The sequence below is a fragment of the Brevundimonas sp. KH_058 genome (assembly GCF_057838505.1).
In genome coordinates this window covers 241,727-266,622 of record NZ_CM174469.1, presented here as the reverse complement: position 1 = coordinate 266,622, position 24,896 = coordinate 241,727, and the positions used below count along the sequence as shown (strand labels likewise).

The 24,896-nt window shown below is 67.0% G+C and carries 20 protein-coding genes; 15 read left to right on the top strand and 5 right to left on the bottom strand.

The features are described 5' to 3' along the window. The first annotated feature begins 13 nt into the window (after positions 1 to 13). The 7 genes from AC3ISA_RS01315 to tdh all read left to right on the top strand — a co-directional run bounded on the left by AC3ISA_RS01315 (position 14) and on the right by tdh (position 9,538). Positions 14 to 1,993 (top strand): acetyl-CoA carboxylase biotin carboxylase subunit, encoded by a 1,980-nt coding sequence (locus tag AC3ISA_RS01315; RefSeq protein WP_489178991.1) that lies wholly within the window; start codon positions 14 to 16, stop codon positions 1,991 to 1,993. Between the two features lie 160 nt (positions 1,994 to 2,153). Then, positions 2,154 to 3,533, top strand: coding sequence for a methylmalonyl-CoA mutase family protein (locus tag AC3ISA_RS01310; RefSeq protein WP_489178990.1), 1,380 nt, complete (start codon positions 2,154 to 2,156; stop codon positions 3,531 to 3,533). Continuing rightward, complete coding sequence (gene scpA, locus AC3ISA_RS01305; protein WP_489178989.1) at positions 3,530 to 5,701, top strand: methylmalonyl-CoA mutase; 2,172 nt, start codon at positions 3,530 to 3,532, stop codon at positions 5,699 to 5,701. Before AC3ISA_RS01310 ends, scpA begins: the two co-directional genes overlap by 4 nt. Next, on the top strand, positions 5,698 to 6,120 hold the full coding sequence (mce, locus tag AC3ISA_RS01300) for a methylmalonyl-CoA epimerase (RefSeq protein ID WP_372692782.1): 423 nt from the start codon (positions 5,698 to 5,700) through the stop codon (positions 6,118 to 6,120). The genes scpA and mce overlap by 4 nt, the downstream gene beginning before the upstream one ends. A gap of 57 nt (positions 6,121 to 6,177) precedes the next feature. Next, positions 6,178 to 7,092, top strand: coding sequence for a DUF4232 domain-containing protein (locus tag AC3ISA_RS01295; protein WP_489178988.1), 915 nt, complete (start codon positions 6,178 to 6,180; stop codon positions 7,090 to 7,092). 41 nt (positions 7,093 to 7,133) lie between these two features. Next, complete coding sequence (locus tag AC3ISA_RS01290) at positions 7,134 to 8,324, top strand: glycine C-acetyltransferase (protein ID WP_489178987.1); 1,191 nt, start codon at positions 7,134 to 7,136, stop codon at positions 8,322 to 8,324. A 161-nt stretch (positions 8,325 to 8,485) separates the two neighbouring features. After that, on the top strand, positions 8,486 to 9,538 hold the full coding sequence (gene tdh / locus AC3ISA_RS01285) for an L-threonine 3-dehydrogenase (RefSeq protein ID WP_489178986.1): 1,053 nt from the start codon (positions 8,486 to 8,488) through the stop codon (positions 9,536 to 9,538). Positions 9,539 to 9,593: 55 nt separating this feature from the next. Here the strand turns inward: tdh and AC3ISA_RS01280 are convergent, their stop codons facing one another. Further along, positions 9,594 to 11,987: a TonB-dependent receptor gene (locus AC3ISA_RS01280; RefSeq protein WP_489178985.1), complete on the bottom strand. Its 2,394-nt coding sequence runs from the start codon at positions 11,985 to 11,987 to the stop codon at positions 9,594 to 9,596. Between the two features lie 105 nt (positions 11,988 to 12,092). Further along, positions 12,093 to 13,115: a DNA topoisomerase IB gene (locus tag AC3ISA_RS01275; RefSeq protein ID WP_489178984.1), complete on the bottom strand. Its 1,023-nt coding sequence runs from the start codon at positions 13,113 to 13,115 to the stop codon at positions 12,093 to 12,095. 116 nt (positions 13,116 to 13,231) lie between these two features. Between AC3ISA_RS01275 and rlmJ the strand changes: the two genes are divergently transcribed. After that, positions 13,232 to 14,047 carry a 23S rRNA (adenine(2030)-N(6))-methyltransferase RlmJ gene (gene rlmJ / locus AC3ISA_RS01270; RefSeq protein ID WP_489178983.1) on the top strand — a complete coding sequence of 272 codons (816 nt, stop codon included), beginning with the start codon at positions 13,232 to 13,234 and terminating at the stop codon, positions 14,045 to 14,047. Positions 14,048 to 14,069: 22 nt separating this feature from the next. Beyond that, positions 14,070 to 14,801: a type 1 glutamine amidotransferase gene (locus AC3ISA_RS01265; protein ID WP_489178982.1), complete on the top strand. Its 732-nt coding sequence runs from the start codon at positions 14,070 to 14,072 to the stop codon at positions 14,799 to 14,801. Positions 14,802 to 14,989: 188 nt separating this feature from the next. On the opposite strand, the gene AC3ISA_RS01260 is transcribed toward AC3ISA_RS01265, so the two are convergent. Then, on the bottom strand, positions 14,990 to 16,048 hold the full coding sequence (locus AC3ISA_RS01260; protein WP_489178981.1) for a YeiH family protein: 1,059 nt from the start codon (positions 16,046 to 16,048) through the stop codon (positions 14,990 to 14,992). Between the two features lie 77 nt (positions 16,049 to 16,125). Between AC3ISA_RS01260 and AC3ISA_RS01255 the strand changes: the two genes are divergently transcribed. Beyond that, positions 16,126 to 17,001, top strand: a complete 876-nt coding sequence (locus AC3ISA_RS01255; protein WP_489178980.1) for a LysR family transcriptional regulator — start codon at positions 16,126 to 16,128, stop codon at positions 16,999 to 17,001. On the opposite strand, the gene hemF is transcribed toward AC3ISA_RS01255, so the two are convergent. Beyond that, complete coding sequence (gene hemF, locus AC3ISA_RS01250) at positions 16,998 to 17,879, bottom strand: oxygen-dependent coproporphyrinogen oxidase (protein WP_489180135.1); 882 nt, start codon at positions 17,877 to 17,879, stop codon at positions 16,998 to 17,000. The two genes, AC3ISA_RS01255 and hemF, sit on opposite strands and share 4 nt — an antisense overlap. Positions 17,880 to 17,964: 85 nt before the next feature. Beyond that, positions 17,965 to 18,420, bottom strand: coding sequence for a tRNA (cytidine(34)-2'-O)-methyltransferase (locus AC3ISA_RS01245; protein WP_489178979.1), 456 nt, complete (start codon positions 18,418 to 18,420; stop codon positions 17,965 to 17,967). Between the two features lie 193 nt (positions 18,421 to 18,613). On the opposite strand from AC3ISA_RS01245, the gene petA reads away from it, so the two are divergent. The 5 genes from petA (at position 18,614) to AC3ISA_RS01220 (ending at position 24,896) form a co-directional block, all read left to right on the top strand. Beyond that, positions 18,614 to 19,171, top strand: coding sequence for a ubiquinol-cytochrome c reductase iron-sulfur subunit (gene petA / locus AC3ISA_RS01240; RefSeq protein ID WP_489178978.1), 558 nt, complete (start codon positions 18,614 to 18,616; stop codon positions 19,169 to 19,171). Between the two features lie 10 nt (positions 19,172 to 19,181). Further along, positions 19,182 to 20,486 (top strand): cytochrome b, encoded by a 1,305-nt coding sequence (locus tag AC3ISA_RS01235; protein ID WP_489178977.1) that lies wholly within the window; start codon positions 19,182 to 19,184, stop codon positions 20,484 to 20,486. A gap of 5 nt (positions 20,487 to 20,491) precedes the next feature. Further along, positions 20,492 to 21,364: a cytochrome c1 gene (locus AC3ISA_RS01230; RefSeq protein ID WP_372692802.1), complete on the top strand. Its 873-nt coding sequence runs from the start codon at positions 20,492 to 20,494 to the stop codon at positions 21,362 to 21,364. 148 nt (positions 21,365 to 21,512) lie between these two features. Further along, positions 21,513 to 23,180: a M28 family metallopeptidase gene (locus tag AC3ISA_RS01225; protein ID WP_489178976.1), complete on the top strand. Its 1,668-nt coding sequence runs from the start codon at positions 21,513 to 21,515 to the stop codon at positions 23,178 to 23,180. Between the two features lie 72 nt (positions 23,181 to 23,252). Then, positions 23,253 to 24,896 carry a M28 family peptidase gene (locus tag AC3ISA_RS01220; RefSeq protein WP_489178975.1) on the top strand — a complete coding sequence of 548 codons (1,644 nt, stop codon included), beginning with the start codon at positions 23,253 to 23,255 and terminating at the stop codon, positions 24,894 to 24,896.

Sequence of the window (24,896 nt, the reverse complement as noted above, 5' to 3'; positions counted from 1 at the left end):
GGAGCTTGATCCGATGTTCTCCAAAATCCTCATCGCCAACCGGGGCGAGATCGCGGTTCGGATCATCAAGACCTGCCGCCGCATGGGCATCAAAACCGTGCAGGTCTATTCGGAGGCTGACGCCGGGTCGTTGGCGGTCGAGATGGCCGACGAGGCGGTGCTGATCGGGCCGGCGCCGGCGGCGCAGTCGTATCTGCTGGCGGACAAGATCGTCGAGGCGGTGCGCCAGACCGGGGCGCAGGCCGTGCATCCGGGCTTTGGGTTCCTGAGCGAGAACGCCGGGTTCGCGCGGCGGCTGAGGAACGAGGGGATCGCCTTCATCGGCCCGAACCCCGAGGCCATCGAGGCCATGGGCGACAAGATCAGCTCCAAAAAGCTGGCGGCCGAGGCGGGGGTCTCGACCGTGCCGGGCCATATGGGGCTGATCGAGACGCCGGAGGAGGCGGTGAAGATCGCCAACGAGATCGGCTATCCGATCATGATCAAGGCCTCGGCCGGCGGCGGCGGCAAGGGGATCCGCGTGGCCCATTCGGACGCCGACATGGCCGAGGGGTTCGCGGCGGTGAAGGCCGAGGCGCTGAACGCCTTCGGCGACGACCGGGTCTTCCTGGAGAAGTTCATCATCGACCCGCGCCATATCGAGATCCAGGTGCTGGGCGACAAGCACGGCCATGTGGTCCACCTGTTCGAGCGCGAATGCTCGATCCAGCGCCGCAACCAGAAGGTCATCGAGGAGGCGCCGTCGCCCCTGCTGGACGAGGCCACCCGCGCCGCCATGGGGGCGCAGGCCGTGGCCCTGGCCCAGGCGGTCAACTATGACAGCGCCGGCACGGTCGAGTTCGTGGCAGGTCAGGACAAGAGCTTCTTCTTCCTGGAGATGAACACCCGGCTGCAGGTCGAGCATCCGGTGACGGAGCTGATCACCGGGGTCGATCTGGTCGAACAGATGATCCGTTCGGCCTGGGGCGAGACGCTGGCCTTCGAACAGAAGGACCTGAAGATCGACGGCTGGGCCATCGAGAGCCGGATCTACGCCGAGGACCCCTATCGCGGCTTCCTTCCGTCCATCGGCCGTCTGGTCCGATACGAGCAGCCCGAAGAAGGCGATCAGGGCGATTACACCGTTCGAAACGATTCCGGCGTCCGCGAGGGCGACGAGATCAGCATGTTCTACGACCCCATGATCGCCAAACTGTGCGCATGGGGCGAGACGCGCGAGGACGCGGTGACGGGCATGGCCCGGGCGCTGGAGGACACCCACCTGTCGGGCCTGGGGCACAATGTGCCCTTCCTGGCGGCGGTGATGGATCAGGACCGGTTCAAGTCGGGCAATCTGTCGACCAGCTATATCAAGGATGAATTCCCGGACGGCTTCAACGGCCTGCGGCCGACGAAGGCGCAGGAGCGCATCCTGATCGCCGCCGCCCTGGCGATGCATGAGGTGATCGCCGAACAGGACGGCGACCCGTCGGACCGCACCGACTGGATCGTGATGATCGACAAGACGCCACACGGCGTCGGCCTGTCCTATGACGAGGACGAGGAGATGATCCTGACCCTGACGGGCGGGGGCGACATCCGCCTGTCGGACATCGATTGGCGGCCGGGCCTGGCGCAGTTCAAGGCCGAGCTGGACGGCGAGCCCTTCACCGCCGAGGTCAAGCGCGTCGCCGACGGCTTCGACATCCGTCACCGCGCGGCCAAGGCGCGGGTGCGGGTGCTGCGGCCCCACGTCGCGGAACTGTATGCGCGCCTGCCCGAGAAGGCGGTGGCGGATACGTCGAAACTGGTGCTGTCGCCGATGCCGGGGCTGGTGGTCTCGATCCCGGTGGTGGTGGGCCAGGAGGTCAAGACCGGGGAGACGGTGGCCATCATCGAGGCCATGAAGATGCAGAACATTCTGAAGGCCGAACGCGACGGCGTGGTGAAGGCGGTGGGGGCGAAGGACGGGGATCCGGTGGCGGCGGATGATGTGTTGGTGGAGTTCGGGTGATGCGGAAGAGCCCCTCCGTCTCGCCGCTGCGCGTCGATCCACCTCCCCATTTCATGGGGAGGAGACAGGCGGGTGATGCGTCTCCTCCCCACGTAGTGGGGAGGGGGGCCGCGAAGCGGTGGAGGGGCTCTTTACGCCGCACGGGCGGGGAGGGGCTCGCATGAGCTTCCCCACCCCCACGCCCCTCGAATGGCGCGAGTCCGCCCAGAAGGCGCTGAAGGACCGGCCGGTCGAGTCGCTGATGCATCTGGATGCGGACCAGCTGGTGACGCGGCCTCTGTATGCCGGGGCGACCGGGGTCCAGCCGATCTTCGCGCCGCGTCCATCCGACTCTGAGGGCCGGGCTTGGGATTTGCGCACCTTGGTCGAGGGCGACGATCCCGAGGCGGTCAACGCCGCAGTCCTGACCGATCTGGAAAACGGCGCGGCGTCGGTGGTGCTGAAGGGGCGGGTGCTGGAGGATTCCGCGCCATTGGGCCGAGCGCTGGAAGGCGTGGCGCTGGAACTGGCGCCTGTCGCCCTGGACGCCGGGATCGACGGGCCGGATGCCGCCAATGCTCTGGCCGTCGTCGCCAAAGGATCGCCGCGCGCGCAGTTGCGGTTCCACATGGACCCCATCTCGGCCTTCGCCGAGGCGGGCGGGGCGCCGCGTTCGGTCGAAGAGCATCTGAGCCTGGCGGCCAATACGGCGGCGCGCCATGCCGGCGCCTATCCCGATGCGACCTTCTTCCTGGCCAGCGGGCGGGTCGCGCACGAGGCGGGCGGGTCGGCGGCCCAGGAGTTGGCCTTCGCCGCGTCCAGCGCGGTCGCCCACGTGAAGGCGGCGGTCGAGGCGGGAATGTCGGTCAAGGCGGCGCTGCGCGGCACGGTCGTCGGCCTGTCGGTCGATGCGGAATATTTCGACAGCCTGGCCAAGGTCCGGGCCATGCGCCTGATCTGGACCAGTTTGACGAAGGCGTTAGGCGTCGAGGATCCGGCCGTGATCGAGGCGCGGTCGTCACGGCGGATGCTGTCGGCGCGCGATCCCTGGCCCAATCTGCTACGGCTGACGGCGGCGGGGTTCGCCGGTGCGGTCGGCGGCGCGGACGTTGTGGTGCTGGACGGCTTCACCCGCGCCTCGGGCCGGTCCGACGCCTTCGCCCGGCGTCAGGCGAGGAACACCCAGCTGGTGCTGATGGAAGAGGCCAATCTGGGTCGAGTGGACGATCCGGCCGCCGGCTCCTGGTATCTGGACGCCCGAACTCGCGATCTGGCCGAGGCCGGCTGGGCCGAGTTCCAGATGATCGAGGCCGAGGGTGGCTTGGTCGAGGCCCTGAAGGGCTCGGTCATCCAGCCCCGCATCGCCCGCGCCCGCGCGGTCCGCGAGGCCGCGCTGACGAACGGCGCAGCGCAGATCATCGGCGTGACCAAATATGTCGATGCCGACGTGCGGCCGGCGCCGGTCGAGGCGGCTGATCAGGCGGCCGTGGCGGTCGAACGAGTGTGCGAACCCCTGATCCCGATCCGGTTTGCCGCAGCCTTCGAGGAGGCGGCCCAGTGAGCTTTCCAGACTTCAGCAAGATCGCCCTGAACCTCGATGCGACGGGGCGGGGGCCGATGCGCGATCCTTGGTTGACCCCCGAGGGGCTGACGGTCGAGACCGCCTATGGCCCCGACAGCACGGACGCGCTGGATCACCCGCATGGCCTGCCGGGTTTCGCGCCGTTCGTTCGTGGTCCCTATCCGACCATGTATGCGGGCAATCCCTGGACCATTCGGCAATACGCCGGCTTCTCGACCGCCGAGGAATCCAACGCCTTCTATCGCCGCAACCTTGCGGCGGGGCAGAAGGGCCTGTCCATCGCCTTCGATCTGGCGACGCACCGGGGCTATGACAGCGATCACCCGCGGGTGAAGGGCGACGTCGGCATGGCGGGCGTCGCCATCGACAGCATCTATGACATGCGGACCCTGTTCGACGGCATTCCGCTGGACCAGATGTCGGTGTCGATGACGATGAACGGGGCGGTGCTGCCGATCCTGGCCCTCTATGTCGTCGCGGCCGAGGAACAGGGCGTGCCGCACGCCAAGCTGACCGGGACCATTCAGAACGACATTCTGAAGGAGTTCATGGTCAGGAACACCTACATCTATCCGCCCGAACCCTCGATGCGGATCATCGCGGACATCTTCGCCTGGACGGCGACCGAGGCGCCGAAGTTCAACTCGATCTCGATTAGCGGCTATCACATGCAGGAGGCCGGGGCCTCGGCGGACATCGAACTGGCCTACACCCTGGCCGACGGGATCGAATATCTGCGGGCGGGCATAGCGGCCGGAATGCCCATCGACCGCTTCGCGCCGCGCCTGAGCTTCTTCTGGGCCATCGGCATGAACTATTTCATGGAGGTGGCCAAGATGCGGGCCGGCCGCCTTCTGTGGGCCGAGGCGGTGAGGAAAGAGGGCGGGGTCGATCCCAAGTCGCTGAGCCTTCGGGCGCACTGTCAGACGTCGGGTTGGTCGCTGGCGGCGCAGGACGTGTTCAACAATGTGCCGCGCACCATGGTCGAGGCCATGGCGGCGGCGGGCGGTCAGACGCAGAGCCTGCACACCAATGCGCTGGACGAGGCGCTGGCCTTGCCGACCGATTTCTCGGCCCGGATCGCACGCAATACCCAGATCTTGTTGCAGCAAGAAACCGGCCTGACCAAGGTCATCGACCCCTGGGGCGGCAGCTTCTATGTCGAGCGGCTGACGCACGAACTGGCCGAACGCGCCCGCGCCCACATGGCGGAGGTCGAGGCCCTGGGCGGCATGGCCAAGGCCATCGAGGCCGGCATTCCCAAGCTGCGGATCGAGGAATCCGCCGCCAAGACACAGGCCCGGATCGACACCGGCCAGCAGACGGTGGTGGGGGTGAACAAATATCTGAACCCCGTCGTCGACGACATTCCGATGCTGAAGGTCGACAATGCGGCGGTGCTGGCGGCCCAGATCGACAAGCTGAAACGTCTGCGCGCCGAGCGGGATCAGGCGGCGACCGATGCGGCGCTACAGGCCCTGACAGATGGGGCGCGGGGGACTGCGAACCTGCTGGAGCTGGCCGTGCAGGCGGCGCGCGCCAAGGCGACGGTGGGCGAGATTTCGGACGCGCTGGAGGCCGCGTTCGGCCGTCACGTGGCGACGGTCCAGACCGTATCCGGCGTCTACGCCAAGGAGGCGGGCGCCGATCCCCGCTTTGCCCGCGCCCGCGAAATGGTGGCGACCTTCGTCGAGAACGACGGCGGCCCGCCGCGCATCCTGATCGCCAAACTGGGTCAGGACGGGCACGATCGGGGCCAGAAGGTCGTCGCCACAGGTTATGGCGACCTGGGCTTCGACGTGACGGCGGGCAGCCTGTTCCAGACCCCGTCCGAAGCCGCGCGCGACGCGGTAGATAAGGGTGTCCATGCAGTCGGCGCATCGTCGCTGGCCGCCGGCCATCTGACGCTGGTGCCCGAACTGAAGGCCGAACTGGAGAAGCTGGGCCGCCCCGACATCATGATCGTGGTCGGCGGCGTCATCCCGCCATCCGATGTCCAGCCCCTGCTCGATATGGGGGCCGCCGCCGTCTATCTGCCCGGTTCGGCCATCGCCGACACGGCGGTGGACCTGATCGAGAAGCTGAACCAGCGGCTGGGTTACGCCCAGCCCGCGCCCGCCCTAACGAAGATAGAGGACAAGCCATGATCGGCGCCTTGAACCACGTCGGCGTCGCCACGCCCTCCATCGCGGATTCGATCAAACTCTATCGCGATATCCTCGGGGCCACGAAGATCGGCGAACCCTTCGACCTGCCCGCCCAGGGGGTGAAGGTCTGTTTCGTCGATACGCCGACGGCCCAGATCGAACTGATCGAACCCTATGACGAGACCAGCCCCATCGTCGGCTTCCTGGCCAAGAACCCCAAGGGCGGCCAGCATCACGTCTGTTTCGAGGTCGCCGACATTCACGTCGCCGTCGCCGAAATGCGGGCCAAGGGCGTGACCATCCTGGGCACGGGCGAGCCGCGCATCGGGGCGCATGGGACGCCGGTCGTCTTCCTGCATCCGCGCGACATGGGCGGCGTGCTGATCGAACTGATGGAAACGCCGAAAGGCGATCACTGACGCCAAGCGGAGCCTTTCGACGGTGTCGGCCGTTGAGGACGAAACGGGAGAAGCCTGATGATGCCACGTCGCCTGACCGCTTTCGTCGCCATCGCCGCCCTGACCGGCATGTCCGCCTGTTCGCAGGGCGAACCGGAGCAGCCCACTGCGCCGGTCGAGCCGCAACCGGCGCCGGCGTCCAGCGCGCCATCGGTCGGCTACGCCTGCGAAAGCGGTGCGACGCTCCAGGTGCAATATGCCGACAGCGACGCCGGGCAGCTGACGTACAAGACCCAGACCTACGCCCTGCGCTCGGTCCAGGCGGCCAGCGGCGCGCGCTATGTCGGGGCGGGCGTGGAATGGTGGACGGCGACGCGCGACGGGCAAGAGAGCGGCACGCTGAGCCGCCTGGGCCCGGACGGCACGACGGGCGTCGCGGTGCTGGAGCGTTGCTCGCGTCCGATCCCCGGTGCTGACGTAACGCCGGGACCGCTCCCGATCCCTGGTCAGACTCCGACGCCCGCGCCGGGCAGGGTTCTGCCGGCCTCCATGCCCTGCAAGGGGCCGCAGTTGAAGCTGGCGGCCGAGGGCGGCGATGCGGGCGCGGGCAATCGGGTTCGCAACTTCAGCCTCCAGAACGTCGGGACACAGGCCTGCAGCCTGACCGGCTATCCCGGCGTGACCTTGCAGGACGCGCGGGGTCGCGCCGTGACCTCGATCCGCGCCGACCAGAGCCCCGGCAGCTATTTCCGTCAGGGCCAGGCGCCGACGCCGGTCGAGATCGCGCCGCAGGCCAAGGCCTATTTTGAAACGGCCTGGAACGTGGTCCCGGATGAGACGATGCAGAAGTCCTGCCCCAGCGTGGCGACCCTGCGTGTGACCGCGCCGGACGATACTTCCGCCGTCAGCCTGCCGTTCGAGTTCCAGCCGTGCGGCGGCAAGATCCGCGTTAGCCCGATCCGCGCCGAGGCGGACCCCCAACCGGCGACCTAATGCGGGTGGAAACGGATCGGAAATCGGCGTAGGTCGCGACCATGACTCAGACATTCTATGACCGCGTCTCCGCCGAGCTGACTGACATTGACGCCCAGGGCCTGACCAAGCCAGAACGCATCATCGCTTCGCGGCAAGGGCCGGTGATCAAGGTCGCTGGCCGCGACGTGCTGAACTTCTGCGCCAACAACTATCTGGGCCTGGCCGGCGACGAGCGCGTCACCCAGGCCGGGATCGCCGCGCAGCAGAAGTGGGGCGCGGGCACGGCCTCGGTCCGCTTCATCTGCGGCACGTTGGAAATCCACAAGGCGCTGGAAGCGGCCATCGCCGGCTATCTGGGGTTCGAGGACGCCATCCTGTTCGCCGCCGCCTTCGACGCCAACGGCGGCCTGTTCGAACCCCTGCTGGGCGAGAACGACGCCATCGTGTCAGACAGCCTGAACCATGCCTCGATCATCGACGGCGTGCGTCTGTGCAAGGCCAAGCGCTACCGGTTCGCCAACTCCGACATGGACGAGCTGGAAACCCGGCTGAAGGAGGCCCGCGCCGCCGGCGCTCGCGACATCATCATCGCCACCGACGGCGCCTTCTCGATGGACGGCTATATTGCCAAGCTGGACGAGATCCGCGCCCTAGCCGACAAATACGAAGCCCTGATCATGGTCGATGACTGCCACGCCACGGGCTTCCTGGGGTCGCAGGGCAAGGGGTCGTTCGCGCATCACGGGGTCGAGGTGGACTTCGTCACCGGCACCTTCGGCAAGGCGCTGGGCGGCGCCATGGGCGGCTTCATCTGTGCGAAGAAGTCGGTGGTCGAACTGCTGAAGCAGCGGGCGCGGCCCTATCTGTTCTCCAATGCCCTGGCGCCGGCCGTGTGCGGATCGAGCCTTGAGGCCATCCGCATCGCCCAGGGGGCCGAGGGCGATGCTTTGCGCACCCGCCTGTCGGCCAACGCCCATCGGTATCGCGGCGCGATGGCGGATGCGGGCTTCACCCTGCTGGACGGCGAGCATCCGATCATCCCGGTGATGCTGGGCGACGCCAAGCTGGCTCAGGATTTCGCGGCGCGGGCGCTGGAGCTGGGCGTCTATGTGATCGGGTTTAGCTTCCCCGTAGTGCCGCGTGGCCAGGCCCGCATCCGGACCCAGATGTCGGCGGCGCACAGCTTCGAGCAGATCGACCGCACGGTCGCGGCCTTTACGCAGGCTGGCCGGGAGTTGGGCGTCATCTAGCCCCTTTCTTCCGTCACCCTCGGGCTTGTGCCGAGGGCTCATCGTTCAGTCACGCGATGGCTCGGCTCAGTGACACAAGAACAGTCGGCGAGGAGGCGTGGGGCCTCAGCCGTAGGCCCTCGGGACAAGCCCGAGGGTGACGATTTCAGGGAGTTGAGACTATGACCGACACGATGAAGGCCCTGGCCAAGACCGCGCCCGGCATCGGCCTTGAACTGATCGACGCGCCGGTCCCCGAGGCGGGACCGGAGGATGTGCTGATCCGGGTGCACCGCACCGCCGTCTGCGGCACCGACATCCATATCTGGAACTGGGACGAGTGGTCCCAGAAGAACGTCCCGACCCCGATGATCACCGGCCACGAGTTCGCCGGCGAGATCGTCGCCATCGGCAAGGACGTGGATCGCCCGCTGAAGATCGGTCAGCGCGTCTCGGCCGAGGGCCACGTCATTGACCTCAACTCCGAAGCGGCCCGCGCGGGTCATTTCCACCTGGACCCCAAGACGCGCGGCATCGGCGTGAACCGCCAGGGCGCCTTCGCAGAGTTCGTCGTGGCCCCGGCCTTCAACGTCATCGAACTGCCCGACGACGTCCCCTATGAGATCGGCTCGATCCTAGATCCGTTCGGCAATGCGGTTCACACCGCCCAGCAGTTCGACCTGCTGGGCGAGGACGTGCTGGTCACCGGGGCCGGCCCCATCGGCATGATGGCCGCCGCCGTGGCCCGTCATGCGGGCGCACGCACCGTTGTCCTGACCGACATCAACGACTTCCGGCTGGAGCTGGCGCAGAAGGTGGCGCCGGGCGTTCGCACCGTGAACACGACCAAGGAAGACATCCACGACGTCATGAAGGAGCTGGGCCTCAAGGTCGGCTTCGACGTGGCGCTGGAAATGTCGGGCTCGCCCATCGCCTTCAAACAGTGCGTCGACACCCTGATCATGGGCGGCGGCATGGCGATGCTGGGCATTCCCAGCAAACCCATGGAGACCGACTGGGGCGCGATCATCCTGAAGGCGCTTACCATCAAGGGCGTCTACGGCCGCGAGATGTTCACGACCTGGCGCAAGATGCTGGGCCTGCTGAAGGCCGGTCTGGACCTGAGCCCGCTGATCACCCACCGCCTGGGCTATGCCGACTACCGCGAAGGATTCGAGGCGATGAAGTCGGGACAGTCGGGCAAGGTCGTGCTGGACTGGGACAAGGCGGCCTGAGGTCAGGGCGGATAAGATCGAAGGGGCGGCCGGTCGGCCGCCCCTTTTTTCATGGTCAGTATCTGGCCCGCAGGGTGATGCCCACAGTGCGTGGATCGCCGGGCGTGCCGAGCACCAGGCCCGAGTTGCCGGCCTGGACCGTCAGCAGCTGGAGATAGTCTTCGTCGAAGGCGTTCTTGACGAAGACGAAGGCTTCCCAGCCGTTTTCGGATCGGAAGCCGGCGCGCAGGTTGACGATGCTGTAGCCCTCGATCTCGGTATGACGCGACACCGCTGCATCGGCGTTGTAGGTCGAGCGATAACTGGCGTCGGCGCCGAAATAGGCCTCTCCGGCTTGACCCAGGCCTTGCACGTCACGATGCAGTTCGCCGCCGATCGATCCGGCCCAAGGCGAAACGCCCGGCAGATCCTTGCCCGACAGGTCGCAGGCCAGGGTGGATGTGCCGATCGACTCCAGCGGGCAGGGGCCGTTGGTGAAGCTGGCGTATTTGGCGTCCGTCCAGGCGATGTTGGCATAGGCGTCCAGCCACGGCGTCGGCCGTGCGAAGGCGTCGAGCTCGATGCCTTGGATTTCCACCTTGTCCGCATTGGCGAGGTAGCCGCGCAGGGCGCCGGGGCCGGTGTCGACGACATTCGCCTGATAGTCTTCGACGTCGGTGCGATAGGCGGCCAGGTTGGCGGTCACCCGCTTGTCGAACAGCTGGGTCTTGAGGCCCAGCTCATAGGTTGTGACGACCTCGGGCTCGACCACGGCGTTGGTCAGGGCAGGCGTGCCGTCGGGCAGGTTCGGGATGCCTGCCATGTTGATGCCGCCCGACTTGTAGCCCCGCGCCAGGGAGCCATAGACGAGGACCGTGTCGGAGATGTCGTAGGACAGGGCGACCTGGCCCGAGAGATCGCCGTCGGAGATGTCGGCGGCATAGGCCTGGGGCCGGGCGACGCCGAGGCGGCGGGTCAGATCGGCGGCGCTGCCTGGGCCGCCGCCGGTGACGGTCGAGACATAGGCGCCGTCCTTTTCCTCATGGGTGTAGCGCAGGCCAGGTGTCAGATGCAGCCGGTCGGTGATGTTCCAGGTCAACTGACCAAAAACCGCCAGCGAGTCGGTCTCGATCCGGGAGTCGTTGAACACCGTATATCCGTCCAGCAAACCCGGGTTTGTCCCCGGAGTAAGGGCGTTGGTGACCGGATCGCGCACTGTCGTCAGCCAGTAGGAGGCGTTGCGACCATATTCCGTGACGCCGTGGGTTTCGACCGCCTGGTGGAAGGCGTAGGCGCCGACGGTCCAGTCGATGCGGTTGGCGCCGTTGGAGGACAGGCGGAACTCCTGGCTCCACTGGTCCTGGTCCGACGGGTTGGCGGACTGCCGCGTGATGTCCAAGGCTGTGTAGTCGCGGTCGTTGGCGGGACGCCAGTCCCAGGCCCGCCAGGCCGAGACCGAGGTCAGGGTGGCCCAGCCGAAATCATAATCGACGATGGCCGAGAAGCCGCGCTGGATCTGGTCGGCGGCGATCGCACCGTCGACATCGGCGATCCTGTCGTAGGGATTGGTGCTGCCGGGCGTATAGCCCAGACCGGCGGCAAGGGCGGGGAACCGCAGATTGACCGGCTTGGCCGTATCGCCGACGCGGACATACAGTTGGGTGCAGCAGTCGGGCGTCTGGTCCGAATAGTCGCCGAACAGGCGGACGGTCAGCTTGTCCGTCGGCTGGAACAACAGTTGGCCGCGCAGGCTGATAGAGTCCTGGGCGTTCTGCTTGCGGCCGACCGTGACATTGTCCACGAGGCCGTCGCGGCGGGTCGAGACGAAGGACAGGCGTGCGGCCAGCTTGTCGGTGATCAGCGGACCCGACACCGACGCCTTGGCCTGCAGGAAGCCGTAGTCGCCGATGCTGACCTCGCCTTGCGCCTCGGGCGTGAAGCTGGGGGCGCGAGTGATGATGTTCAGGGCCCCTGCGGTGGTGTTCTTGCCGAACAGCGTCCCCTGCGGCCCGCGCAGAATCTCGATGCGTTCGATATCTACGAAGTCCAGCGTCGCCGTCGCCGGACGGCTGTAATAGACCTGATCGATATAGATGCCGACGCCCTGTTCCAACCCGTCGTTGGCCAGGCCATAGCTGGCGCCCAGGCCCCGGATGGTGATGGCGGTGTTTCGGGCGTTAGGGCTAAGCAATTGGACGCTGGGAGCCAGCTGGGTGATCTGGCCGATGTTGTAGGCGCCGGTGCGATCCAGCAGTTCCTCGTTTACCACGGTCAGGGCGATGGGCACGTCCTGCGCCCGCTCGTCCCGCCGCCGGGCGGTGACGACGATGTCGCTGACACTGGCCACGCTGGGCGTATGGACCTGAGGTTCGATGGCGTCATCGGGCGCGGCGAAGGCAACGGCGGGCGCGCCCAGGCAGGCGAGGATGGCCGTGGCGGACAGCAGGCGTCTGGCGGTTGTGGATGTCATCGTGCTCCCCCTCTGGCGACGTGATGCGCCCAAAAGGAAGAGGAGGGCTTTAAATCCTACCGATCAAATGGGGATTTCTAACGCCAGCGTTGAGAACCACTGAGATCAGACGGCAAGCAACTGTTTGATCAACGCCTTTTCGAAACCCTTAGTCTCCGAACCCGGCAGGACATCGGCGATGGCGCCGCTTTCGAACAGGGCAAACACCTTGGGGTGGACATAGGAGGCGCGGCAGACGGTGGGGGTATTGCCCAGCAGGCCCGCGACGGCCTTGACGCAGACGGTGATCTTTCGCTTGGCGTCGGTGGGGGAGGTTGCGGCCTCTGTGTCGCGCAGCGCCCGCGCCGCCGAGACGGTTCCGGCCCAGGTGCGGAAGTCCTTGGCCGAGAACTGCTCGCCCATCGCCTCGCGGATGTAGGCGTTCACGTCGTCCGAATCGACCGGGCACAGGGCGCCGTCGGCCGAGCGGTATTTGAACAGTTGCTGGCCGGGCAAACCCTCCAACTCGCGCACCACGCGGGCCAAGCGGCGGTCCTTGACGCTGACGCTGTGGTCCTTGCCGCTCTTGCCGCGAAACTCGAAGGTCAGGGCCGAGCCATCGACCTCCAGGTGGCGCTTGTGCAGGGTGGTCAGGCCGTAACTGCGGTTCTGCTTGGCGTAGATGGAGTTGCCGACCCGGATCAGGGTGATCTCCAGCAGGCGCACGGCGGTGGCCAGCACCTTGTCGCGACAGACGCCGCGTAGGCTCAGATCGTGCTCGACCTTGTCGCGCAGTTTGGGCAGGGCGCGCGAGAAGGCGGGCAGCTTGTCGAATTTGTTCTCGGACCGGGCTGCGCTCCAGTCGTTGTGATAGCGATACTGTTTGCGCCCCTTCACATCGCGCCCGGTCGCCTGGATGTGGCCGTTGGCCTTCGGGCAGATCCAGACGTCGGTCCATGCGGGCGGTATGGCCAGGGCGCGGATGCGGGCCACGACCTTGGCGTCGCTGATCGCCTTGCCCTTGGCGTCGCGATAGGACCAGCCCTTGCCTGCGCGACGGCGAGTCAGGCCCGCGAACTCGTCGCTGCAGTAGCTGAGCCCTTGCGGAACCTCGAAGGCGATGTCGAAGGCGTGCGATCCGTCGGCCATCCGCCGCGTTTCCTTTTCATTGGTCTTTCAGCCGCTTGCCGAAGACGAGCGACGAACGCGGGGCCGGGGCGGCGAGTTCCGCTTGACCGCGCGAACGGGGCGGGAGACGAGGCGGCATGAACTATCGCCACAGCTTTCACGCCGGAAACTTCGCCGACCTGCTCAAACACGCTCTGGTGCTGTGGCTGGTGAAGACGCGGCAGGCGGCGGGGCCGCTGACGGTGTTCGACACCCATGCGGGGGCAGGGCTGTATGACCTGTCGGGAGACGGGACGCGGTCCAGGGAGGCCGAGGCCGGGGTCGCGCGTCTGATGACGGCCGAGGGGCGTACACCGTTGATGGACGCGCTGGCGGCCGAGGTGGCGGCGATCAATCCCGATGGCGGCGCGCGCTACTATCCGGGGTCGCCGTTGCTGATCGCGGACGCCCTGACGCCCGGCGGTCGTTATGTCGGGTTCGAGCTGAACCCGCCCGTTCGGGCCATGCTGGCCGAGGCGCTGGCGGGACGAACGAATGCTCAGGCGCGCGAGGGTGACGGCTATGGGGCGGTGGTCGCGGAGGCGGCGAAGGTGCGCGGGCCGCTGGTGCTGATCGATCCGCCGTTCGAGAAGCCCGACGACTATGTCCGTTCGGCCGAGACCGCGATCGCCGTGGTGAAGCGCGACCTCACGGCGACAGTCGCGATCTGGACCCCGCTGAAGGATCTGGAGACGTTCGACGGCTTCATTCGGCGTCTTCAGGGCAAGGCCGGGCCGACCCTGGTCGCCGAGGCGCGGCTGAGGCCGTTGACCAATCCCATGAAGATGAACGGCTGCGCCCTGGTGGTGGTCAATCCGCCGGAGGGAGCGGAGGCCGCCGCGATCGAGATCTGCGGCTGGGTCGCCGGGGCGTTGGGCGAGGCCGGCGGGCGGGCCGAGGTCTGGACCTTCTGACCGCAGCCACTAGGTTGGTCGCATGACGCGCATCGCAATTCTGGAAACCGGCCACCCGCCAGAGCATCTGAAGGACGACTTCGACGACTATCCGGCGCGGTTTCGGGCGTTGCTGGGCGAAGGCGTGGCGACGACGCGGTTCGATGTGCAATCCGGTTATCTGCCTGAGGATCCGTCGGCGTTTCAGGGGGCCATCGTCACCGGGTCGGCGGCGGGGGTCTATGACGACCTGCCGTGGATCCCGCAACTGGTGGACTGGCTGAGGGCGGCGCGGGGGCGGACGCGTCTGGTCGGCATCTGCTTCGGGCATCAGGCGCTGGCCCATGCCTTCGGCGGCGTGGTCGAGAAGTCGGACAAGGGCTGGGGCGTGGGGCTGCATCGCTATGATGTGCAGGCCGACGAGCCGTGGATGCATCCTCGCGCGCGGACGATCTCGATCCCCGTTTCGCACCAGGATCAGGTCACGTCGATTTCGGACGATGCGCGGGTGATCGCCTCCAGCGGGTTCACGCCCTACGCGGGGCTGGCCTGGGGGCAGGACGCGATCTCGTTCCAGTGCCACCCGGAGTTTCAGCCGGACTATGCGGCGGCCCTGATCGAGGGACGGCGCGGGACTCGCATTCCGCATCCGTTAGCGGACGAGGCGATCGACAGCCTGAAGCGACCCAACGACCGGGCCGTGCTGACGGCCTGGATCCGCGCCTTCCTGTTGCTGACGCCGCCGCCGGTCGAGGATTACGGCAGCGGGATTTGACGTGTCGCTTTCTTTTTTCGTCATCCTCCGGGCCGCGAAGCGGAACCGGGGGACCCAGCGGCGCCGTCAGGCGATGCGTACGCCGCATGATGTTGAAAGACTGACTTGGTGACAGGTTCGCGCTCACGCGCGCCGCTGGGTCCCCCGATCTCGCTACGCTCGTCGGAGGATGACGAAAGGAGACGGATCTAGAGGCCCAGCAGCCGGATCAGCAGCAGCGCCAGAAGTACCAGGGCGCCCAACGACAGGATGACGGCGGCGATGACGCGGCCGCCGGCGCGGGCGACGGCGCGGATGTCGGTCTGGAGGCCCAGGGCGGCCATGGCGACAACGGTCAGCAAGCTGGAGGCGGCGGCCATCGGCGCGAGGGCGGCCTGCGGGATCAGGTCCAGCGAACGCAGGGCGATCATGACCAGGAAGCCGACGATGAACCAGGGCAGCAGGCGGGAAAGCCCCGGCTTGGCCGCCGTCGGCGCGCGGTCGCGGAAGATCAGCGACAGAGCCAGGATGACGGGGCCGAGCATCAGGACGCGCACCAGCTTGACCACCGTGCCGGTCTGGGTTGCGACCGCGCCGAAGGGGGCGGCGGCGGCCAGCACCTGCGGCACCGCATAGACGGTCAGGCCCGCCAGGGCGCCGTATTGCAGGCCGTTCAGATGGATCAGGCCGCCCAGCAGGGGCAGGGCCAGGACCACGATCACGCCCAGCACGGCGGTGAAGGCGATGGAGGCGGCGACCTCTTCTCCATCCGCATCAATGACCGGGGCCACGGCCGCGATGGCGGAGTTGCCGCAGATGGCGTTGCCGCAGGCGACCAGCAGGGCCATGCGCGGGTTAAGGCCCAGAACGCGACCGATGCCGAAACCGGCGACGATGGCGAGCGCGACGAGGGCGAAGATGCTCAGGACGAAGCTGACGCCCAGCGACGACAGCGTCGCGGTGCTGACCGAGGCGCCCAGCAGGACCACCGCCACCTCCAGCAGGGTCTTGGCCGAAAAGTCGATCCCGGCCTTGAACCGCACGTCGGGCATCCAGGCGGTGCGGACGGCGGCGCCCAGCAGGATGGCCAGCACCAGCGGCTCCAGCCAGACATGGCCGATCACGTCGCGCTCGATGCTGGTCAGGCCGATGGCGGCCAGGGTCACCAGCAGGCACAGCATGACGCCGGGTCGGATATTGCGCCCGAACGCGGTCGCTGACGCAAGGCTGGGCATATTGGCGGGCGCGGGCAGGGCGGCGGACTTCATATGTGGGCAATGCGCCCGCTCTCGACGGCGGTCCAACGGATAGTTATGGTCGTTTCAATCCGATTTGGAGATCGATTGTGACCCTGGAACGCCTGCGCATCTTTGTGGCCGTGGCCGAACGCGACCATGTGACGGCGGCGGCACGGGCGCTGAACCTGACTCAGTCGGCGGTGTCGAACGCTCTGGCGGCGCTTGAGGCCGAGCATGACGTGCGGCTGTTCGACCGGGTCGGGCGGGGCGTCGTCCTGAACGAGACCGGCCGGGCCTTCCTGCCCGAGGCGCGGGCGGTGCTGGCGCGTGCGGCGGCCGCGGAAGCCGCGCTGGCGGACATGAGCGCCCTGCGACGCGGGCGGCTGGCGGTGTTCGCCAGCCAAACCATCGCCAGCTACTGGCTGCCGCGCCGGCTGGTGGATTTCCACAAGGCCTATCCCGGCGTCGAACTGGCGGTCGAGATCGGCAATACGCGCGAGGCGGCGCAGGCCGTGCTGAGCGGCGCGGCCGAGATCGGCCTGGTCGAGGGGGCGGTGGACGAGCCGGCCCTGTCGCAGGTCCAGGTGGGGTCGGATCGGCTGGCGGTGCTGGTGACGCCGGACCATCCCTGGGCGACGCGACGGCGGCTGGAGGCGAAGGATCTGGCGGGCCAGCCGTGGGTGTTGCGCGAGGTCGGGTCAGGGACGCGATCGACGCTGGAGGCGGCGGTGCGGGACGTGGGGGTCGATCCCGCGACCCTGTCGGTGTCGATGACCCTGCCGTCGAACGAGGCCGTGCTGGCGGCGGCCGAGGCGGGGGCGGGGGCGACGGCCCTGTCGGAAAGCGTGGCCTATACGTCCGTGGCGGCCGGGCGACTAGTGACGGCGCCCTTCACCCTGCCCGAGCGGCCGTTCCGCCTGTTACGACACCGGGAACGGTATCGCAGCCGGGCCGGCGACGTGTTCGTCGAGGCGATGGGCTAGGGCCACTTCACCGTGGGCGGCATGGAGCTGAGGATGGACTCCACATTCCCGCCGGTCTTCAGGCCGAACATGGTGCCGCGGTCGTAGAGCAGGTTGAACTCGACGTAGCGGCCGCGCCGGATCAGTTGTTCCTCGCGCTCGTCCGCCGTCCAGGGCTCGGCCATGCGGGCGGCGACGATGCGGGGATAGACGTCCAGGAAGGCCAGGCCGATGTCGCGGGTGAAGGCGAAGTCGCGGTCGTAGTCGCCGCTGTCGTGATGGTCGTAGAAGACGCCGCCGGTGCCGCGCGGCTCCTGGCGGTGGGGCAGGTAGAAGTATTCGTCGCACCAGGCCCTGTACTTGCCGTGCCAGGTCGGGTCGTGGGCGTCGCAGGCGGCCTGCATGGCGGCGTGGAAGGCGACGGTGTCGGGGTGATCCTGACGCCGATCCGCCATCAGCACCGGCGTCAGGTCGCCGCCGCCGCCAAACCAGCTCTTGGTCGTGGCGATGAAGCGGGTGTTCATATGAACGGCCGGAATGCGCGGGCTGACGGGATGGCAGATCAGGCTGACGCCGGTGGCGAAGAAACGGGGATCGACGTCGGCGCCGGGCACGTTTTTGGCGTAGTCGGCGGGGAAAGAACCATGCACGGTCGAGACGTGGACGCCGACCTTTTCGAACAGGCGGCCGTGCATCATGCCCATGACGCCGCCGCCGCCTTCCGCGCGGTCCCAGGCCGTGCGGACGAAGCGGCCGGGTTCGCCGGGAAACAAGTCGGCGGGGGCGGCGTCCTCCAAGGCCTCGAAGGCGGCGTGGATGCGGTCGCGCAGATGTTCGAACCAGGCGCGGGTCTCGACCTTCTTGAGGTCGAGCGGATCGGAGAAGACGGCGTCGCTCATGGCGCGCTTGAACCACGTCGCGGCGGCGGCGTCATCCGGACAGGTTGTCATGGAGGCTTTTAGAGACGCTGCTGGAGCCCGCTGTTCAGGACTGATCGATCCCGCCCGTCTGGCGCAGGCCTTCCCAGAGCGCGATGCCGGCGGTGACGGACAGGTTCAGCGAACGGGCCGCAGGGCGCAGCGGTACGACGACGCGGGCGTCGGCGGCGGCGTGGACGTAGTCGGGGGCTCCGGCGCTCTCCTTGCCGAACACCAGCACGTCGTCAGGCTGGAAGACGAAGTCGGGCAGGGGCGTGGCGCCGCGTGTGGTGAACAGCACCAGCCGTCCGGCGGGGCGATTGGACTGGAATGCGTCCCAATCGGCATGGCGGGTCATGTGCGACAGGGGGCCGTAATCGAGGGCCGCGCGCTTCATGGCGCGGTCGTCGAAACGGAAGCCCGTCGGCTCGATGACATGCAGATCGACGCCGAAACAGGCCGACAATCGGATGCAAGCTCCGACGTTCTGAGGAATGTCCGGTTGAAAAAGGGCGAGACGCATTCTAAGGCCTGACATACGCGCGGCGAGGGGGTTTGTCGCGGTCTGTTTGCGAGCGTTTCGCAAGAAACGTCAGCAGCTTGCGCGAAACAGGCGCAAGTGTCGGGCCGTCGGGGATTTCCGGCGTCTTTTGTTGGTTCGTGCCGTGGCTGGGGGAGGCCTTTGGGCTTCTTCCGCGGCGTTCGAGAGGTGAAACGTGGCCGAATCGGTCGTGCATACGGAAGACGCTCACAGCCCCGAGGGCGGTGATCCCAATCGTCGTGACTTCATCTATATCGCAGCGGGCGCTGCGGCGGTCGGGGCGGGGGCGATGATCGCCTGGCCGCTGATCAACCAGATGAATCCGGCCGCCGACACCCTGGCCCTGGCTTCGATCGAGTTCGACCTGACCAAGGTTCAGGAAGGCCAGCAGGTCGTCATCAAATGGCAAGGCAAGCCGGTGTTCGTGCGTTACCGCACCCCGGCCGAGCTGCAGAAGGTCATCGCCGACGATCAGGCGCCGGACCTGAAACAACCCCAGACGGACGCCGAGCGGACCAAGCCGGGGCACGAAAAATATCTGGTCGTCATCGGTTCCTGCACCCACCTGGGCTGCGTGCCGACGTTCGGCGCGGGCGATTACGGCGGCTGGTTCTGCCCCTGCCACGGCTCGCACTATGATGCGTCAGGCCGTATCCGTAAGGGGCCTGCGCCTCTGAACCTGGTTGTGCCGGACTACGAGTTTGCGTCCGACACCCGCGTGAAGATCGGTTGAGGGCGAGGGCATGAGCGAACACGAATCCACCTACGTCCCCAAGACGGGCGTCGAGAAGTGGCTGGACACCCGGCTGCCGATCATCCGTTTCGGCGCGGACTACATGTCCCTGCCGACGCCGCGGAACCTGAACTACTGGTGGACCTTCGGCGGCATCCTGGCCCTGTGCCTGATGACGCAGATCGTCACCGGCATCGTTCTGGCCATGCACTACACGCCGAGCGTCGACCTGGCCTTCGCCTCGGTCGAGCGCATCATGCGCGACGTCAACGGCGGCTGGCTGATCCGCTATGTCCACGCCAACGGCGCGTCGATGTTCTTCATCGCCGTGTATCTGCACATGCTGCGGGGGCTTTACTATGGTTCCTACAAGGCGCCGCGCGAGATGATCTGGATCATCGGCTGCGTGATCTTCTTCCTGATGATCGCCACCGCCTTCCTGGGCTACGTCTTGCCGTGGGGCCAGATGTCGTTCTGGGGCGCGGAGGTCATCACCAATCTGATCGGCGCGATCCCGGTGCTGGGCGAGCCGATCCTGATCTGGCTGCGTGGCGGACCGGCGATCGACAATGCGACGCTGAACCGTTTCTTCTCGCTGCACTATCTGCTGCCGTTCGCCATCCTGGGCTGCGTCGTGCTGCACCTTTGGGCGCTGCATGCGGCCGGTCAGAACAATCCGGTCGGCATCCTGATCCCCAAAGATCGGGAGAAGAAGGACATGTTGCCCTTCCACCCGTATTTCACGGTCAAGGACGGGTTCGCCATCATCCTGTTCCTGATCCTGTTCGCGATCTTCGTCTTCTATCAGCCGAACGCCCTGGGCCACGCCGACAACTACATCCCGGCCAACCCGCTGGTGACGCCGGCGCACATCGTGCCCGAGTGGTACATGCTGCCCTTCTACGCCATCCTGCGCGCCATCCCGGACAAGTTCGGCGGCGTGTTGGCGATGTTCAGCGCCATCGGCGTGCTGTTCGTCCTGCCCTGGCTGGATACGTCAAAGGTGCGCTCGATGCGCTATCGCCCGACGATGCGGACCTTCTTCATCATCTTTCTGGTGGTGGGCTTTGGTCTGGGCTGGTGCGGCGGTCAGCTGCCGGACGCGCCGGTGCTGGGGTCGTTCAAGACCTTCACCCTGGTTGACGGCGACCTGAACTCGTACCTGTGGCTGACGCGCGTTCTGACGGCCTACTACTTCATCTTCTTCCTGATCATCATGCCGCTGGTCGGATTGAAGGAGCAGCCGCTGCCGATCCCGGCGACGATCTCCGAACCGGTCCTGACCGGCGCGGACGCCGTCGAGCAGAAGGGCTGAGGGTCATGACGATTGGAATGAAGACCGTGTCGATCAAGACGATCCTCGCCTCGGCCGCCATTGCGCTGGGCCTGATGAGCGCGGCCCCCGCCTTGGCGTCGGGCGTCGCCGCGACCCCGCGCTCGGGCGGTTTCAGCTTTGAGGGGCCGTTCGGAACCTATGACCAGGGCCAGCTGCAACGCGGCTACAAGGTCTATCACGAGGTCTGCGCCGCCTGTCACAGCATGAACCTGATGCACTATCGGAACCTGGGCGACCGTCATGGGCCGTTCTGGAATCCGAAATATCCGAACCCGAACGACAACCCGGTCGTGAAGGCTCTGGCCAAGGAAGTGCAGGTCGGCGACATCGACAGCGAGACCGGCGAGGCGATCCAGCGTGACGCCACGCCGGCCGACAAGTTCCGTTCGCCCTATCCGAACGCCACGGCGGCGGCGGCGGGCAACGGCGGCGCCGCGCCCCCCGACCTGTCGGTGATGGCCAAGGCTCGTGAAGGCGGCGCCGACTACATCTATTCGCTGCTGTCGGGCTACAAGGCGGCCCCGGCCGGACTGCAGATCCGCGACGGTCAGCACTACAACCCCTATATGGCGGGCGACCTGACGCCGTTCTGGACCGGCGACCACAAGCGCGTCCCGCCCGGCGGCTTCATCGCCATGCCGCCGCCGTTGCAGAACGGCCAGGTCACCTATGACGACGGTTCGCCCCAGACTGTGGATCAATACGCCAAGGACGTCGCGGCCTTCATCGCATGGACGTCGGAACCCAAGATGGTCGAGCGCAAACAGGCCGGCCTGGGCGTGCTGATCTACCTGTTCATCTTCGCGGGCATCACCTACGTCGCCTATCGCCGGATCTGGAAAGGCGTGGCGCACTAAGCGTCTTCCGACCACCGAAACATCAACCCGTCGAAGCTTGCTTCGGCGGGTTTTTCGTTTGCGACGAATGGTCCGTGACACGGAATCGACATGGTAGGTTTCGCCGCCTAGGGTCGCCTATCGTTTCCGGCTGTGGGGCCTTCAGTTCATGCGTCTTGTCTCTTCGTTCGCCGCCGTCCTGTTGGCGGGCGCCGCGCTGTCGGCCTGCGCCACGGCGCCCAATGCCGGCGCTGTTCACACCGTCCCGGCGTTCGACGCCGCGCGGATTTCACAGGACATCAAGACGCTGTCGGACGACAGCTATGAGGGACGCGGCATCGCCACCCCGGCGGAAGACAAGGTCGTGCGCTATCTGAGGGAAGGCTATGCCGACGCCGGGTTCGAGCCGGGCGGGCCGAACGGTCAGTGGACGCAGGACGTGGTCCTGAACCGCTTCGTGCAGTCCAACGTCCAGGCCTCCCTGAAACTGGGCGACTGGACCCTGCCGATGACGCAGGGGCGCGAGGTCGCCATCTCGACCCGTCGCCCGGCCGAGCACGTCAGCCTGAAGGACGCGCCTTTGGTCTTCGTCGGCTACGGCATCAATGCGCCCGAGCGCCAGTGGAACGACTTCAAGGGTCAGGACCTGCGCGGCAGGATCCTGGTCGTTCTGGTCAATGACGCCGATTTCGAGGAGCCGGCGCTGAACACCTTCGGCGGCAAGGCCATGACCTATTACGGCCGCTGGACATACAAATACGAAGAGGCGGCCAAGCATGGTGCGGCGGGCGTTCTGATCGTCCACGAGACGGCGCCGGCGTCCTATGGCTGGCAGACGGTGGCCAACTCTTGGGGCGTGCCTCAGTTCGACATTTTGAGGCCTAATGCAGCAGCCGAGCGGGTGCCGATGGAAGGCTGGATCCAGCGGGACGTGGCGGTCGATCTGTTCCGCCGCGCCGGTCTCGATTTCGAAGCGCTGAAGGTCCAGGCGCGCAGCCGCGATTTCCAGCCCATCGCCTTGCCCGGCGCCGGCTTCTCGACCGAGTTCGACGTGGCGACCAATCAGGTCACCAGCCATAATGTCATCGCCCGCCTGCCGGGCACGACCCACCCGGACGAGACCGTCCTCTACGCCGCTCACTGGGACCATATCGGCATGGGCGAGCCGGACGCGACGGGCGACCGTATCTTCAACGGGGCGGTGGATAACGCCTCGGGCACGGCTGGCCTGCTGGAGCTGGCGCGCATGTTCGGCGGTGCGCCGCGCACCGAACGCTCGATCGTCATCATCAGCTTCACCGGCGAGGAGAGCGGCCTGCTGGGCTCGGAATACTATGCCGTCAATCCGGTCTATCCGCTGGCCAAGACGGTCGGCGGCTTCAACATGGATTCGATGAACGTCTATGGCCGCGTCACCGGCCTGGGCGTCACCGGCTATGGTCAGTCGGACTTCGACGAGCGTCTGGCGGCGGCGATCCAGCCGCAGGGGCGGACGTTGGTCCCGGACTACGAGAATGCGGCCGGCACCTATTATCGGTCGGACCACTTCCCGCTGGCCAAGCGCGGCGTGCCGATGGCCTATGCCGGCAGCCGGGGCGACTTCCGCGACGAGCCGATCGCCGAGCGTCAGGCGGCGCGGGCCGAATACGGCGCCAAACGCTATCACCAGGCGGCGGACGAATGGTCGCCGGATTGGGACTATCGCGGCATGATCGAGGATCTGACGGTCTTCTACGATGTCGGTCGCGTCCTGGCGAACGGTCGTGATTGGCCGCAATGGAAGCCGGGGTCGGAGTTCGGGCCGGTGCGGGCAACCTCGGCGTCCGAGCGTCGCTAGGTCGGCCAGAGTTTGAATGTGGGGCGGGGAGGAATCTCCGCCCCTTTGCCTTTTCTCTCGTCGAGTAAGCCCATGATCCTTCGCCGTTCTTCCTTCGTCGCCTTTGCGGCGCTCGCCCTGGCCGCCTGTGCGACGACGCAGGTCGCGCCGCCTGCTCCGCAGATGGACGCCTTCGCCGTCGCCTCGGCCGCGACGCCGCAGTTCAGCGCCCAGCGCCTGTCGGACCACATCAAATATCTGGCGTCGGACGAGCTGGAGGGGCGGTTCCCCGGCCTAGTCGGGGAGGGTCTGACGCTGGCCTATCTGCAACGGCAGTATGAGGCGATGGGGCTGGAGCCGGGCGGCCGAGACGGATCGTGGCTGCAGCCCGTCGAACTGGTGCGGTTTACGCCGCAGCGGGCGCCGACGGCGTCGTGGATCGGGGCGGACGGGGCGTCGCATCCGCTGGTCTCGGGGACGGACATCACCCTGCGTGCGGGCCCGGCCGATCCGGCGGTCAAGGTCGAGGGCGCGCCGCTGGTCTTTGCCGGCTACGGCATCTCGGCTCCGCAGTGGGACGACTATGGATCGGCCGACCTGACCGGCAAGGTGGTGGTCGTGCTGCGCGGGCAACCGGACAGCATGGGGGCCGACCCCAACTTCTATGGTTCAGGCGCGCACAAGACGCAGGAGGCGTTGAGACGCGGCGCCCTTGGCGTCATCAGCCTTCAGGACGTCGATGGCCGCTGGCGACGCGCCGTCGCCGGGGCGAACCGGCCGCAGATGACGGTGAAAGGCGCCCGCGACGCCCGGTTCACCGGTTCGATCAATATGGCGACGGGAGCGGCGATCGGCGGAGAGATGCTGTCCGCCGCTCTGGCGCGGGCCAAGACGGCGGGTCTGGGCGGCGTCGTCGATCTGAATGCACGGCTGAGCGTGGATATCGCCGAGACGACCGAGGTCATCCATTCCAACAATCTGCTGGCCAAGATCCCCGGCACGGAGCGGCCGAACGAATACGTCTTCTATTCCGCCCACTGGGACCACATCGGCAAGGCGAAGACCCCGAACGCCGAGGGCGACGATATCTTCAACGGCGCCTGGGACAATGCGTCGGGGACGGCGGGCCTGATCGAGATGGCGCGGGCGTTCAAGGCGGGGCCGGCGCCGAAACGCACCGTAGTCTTCCTGCACGTCACGGCCGAGGAGCAGGGATTGCTGGGGTCCGAGGCCTATGCCGCCGATCCGGTCTATCCGCTGGCGAAGACGGCGGCGGACATCAACATCGACATGCTGCCCTTCACGCCCGCAACGCGAGACGTGGCGGTGTTCGGCGTGGGCAAGTCCGAGCTGGAGGATATCCTGGGTCGGTTCGCCGCCGTGCAGGGGCGGGTGGTGACGGGCGACGGCTATCCTGAGGAAGACTTCTACTACCGCTCGGACCACTTCAACTTCGCGGCGGGCGGGGCGCCGGCCCTGATGCCGTGGACCGGACGCGATTTCGTCGAGGGCGGGATCGAGGCGGGCAAGCCCTATTACGAGGCGGCGATGGCGAAAGACTATCACGAGCTCAGCGACGAATGGCGCGCCGACTATGACTTCACAGCGGCGTTGCAGAACCTGGACCTGCTGTATCGGCTGGGGCTGACGGTGGCCGACAGCGAGAGCTGGCCGGCGTGGAAACCGACCGCCGAGTTCAACGCCATACGTGATCGCACGGCCGACCAGCGGCGATAG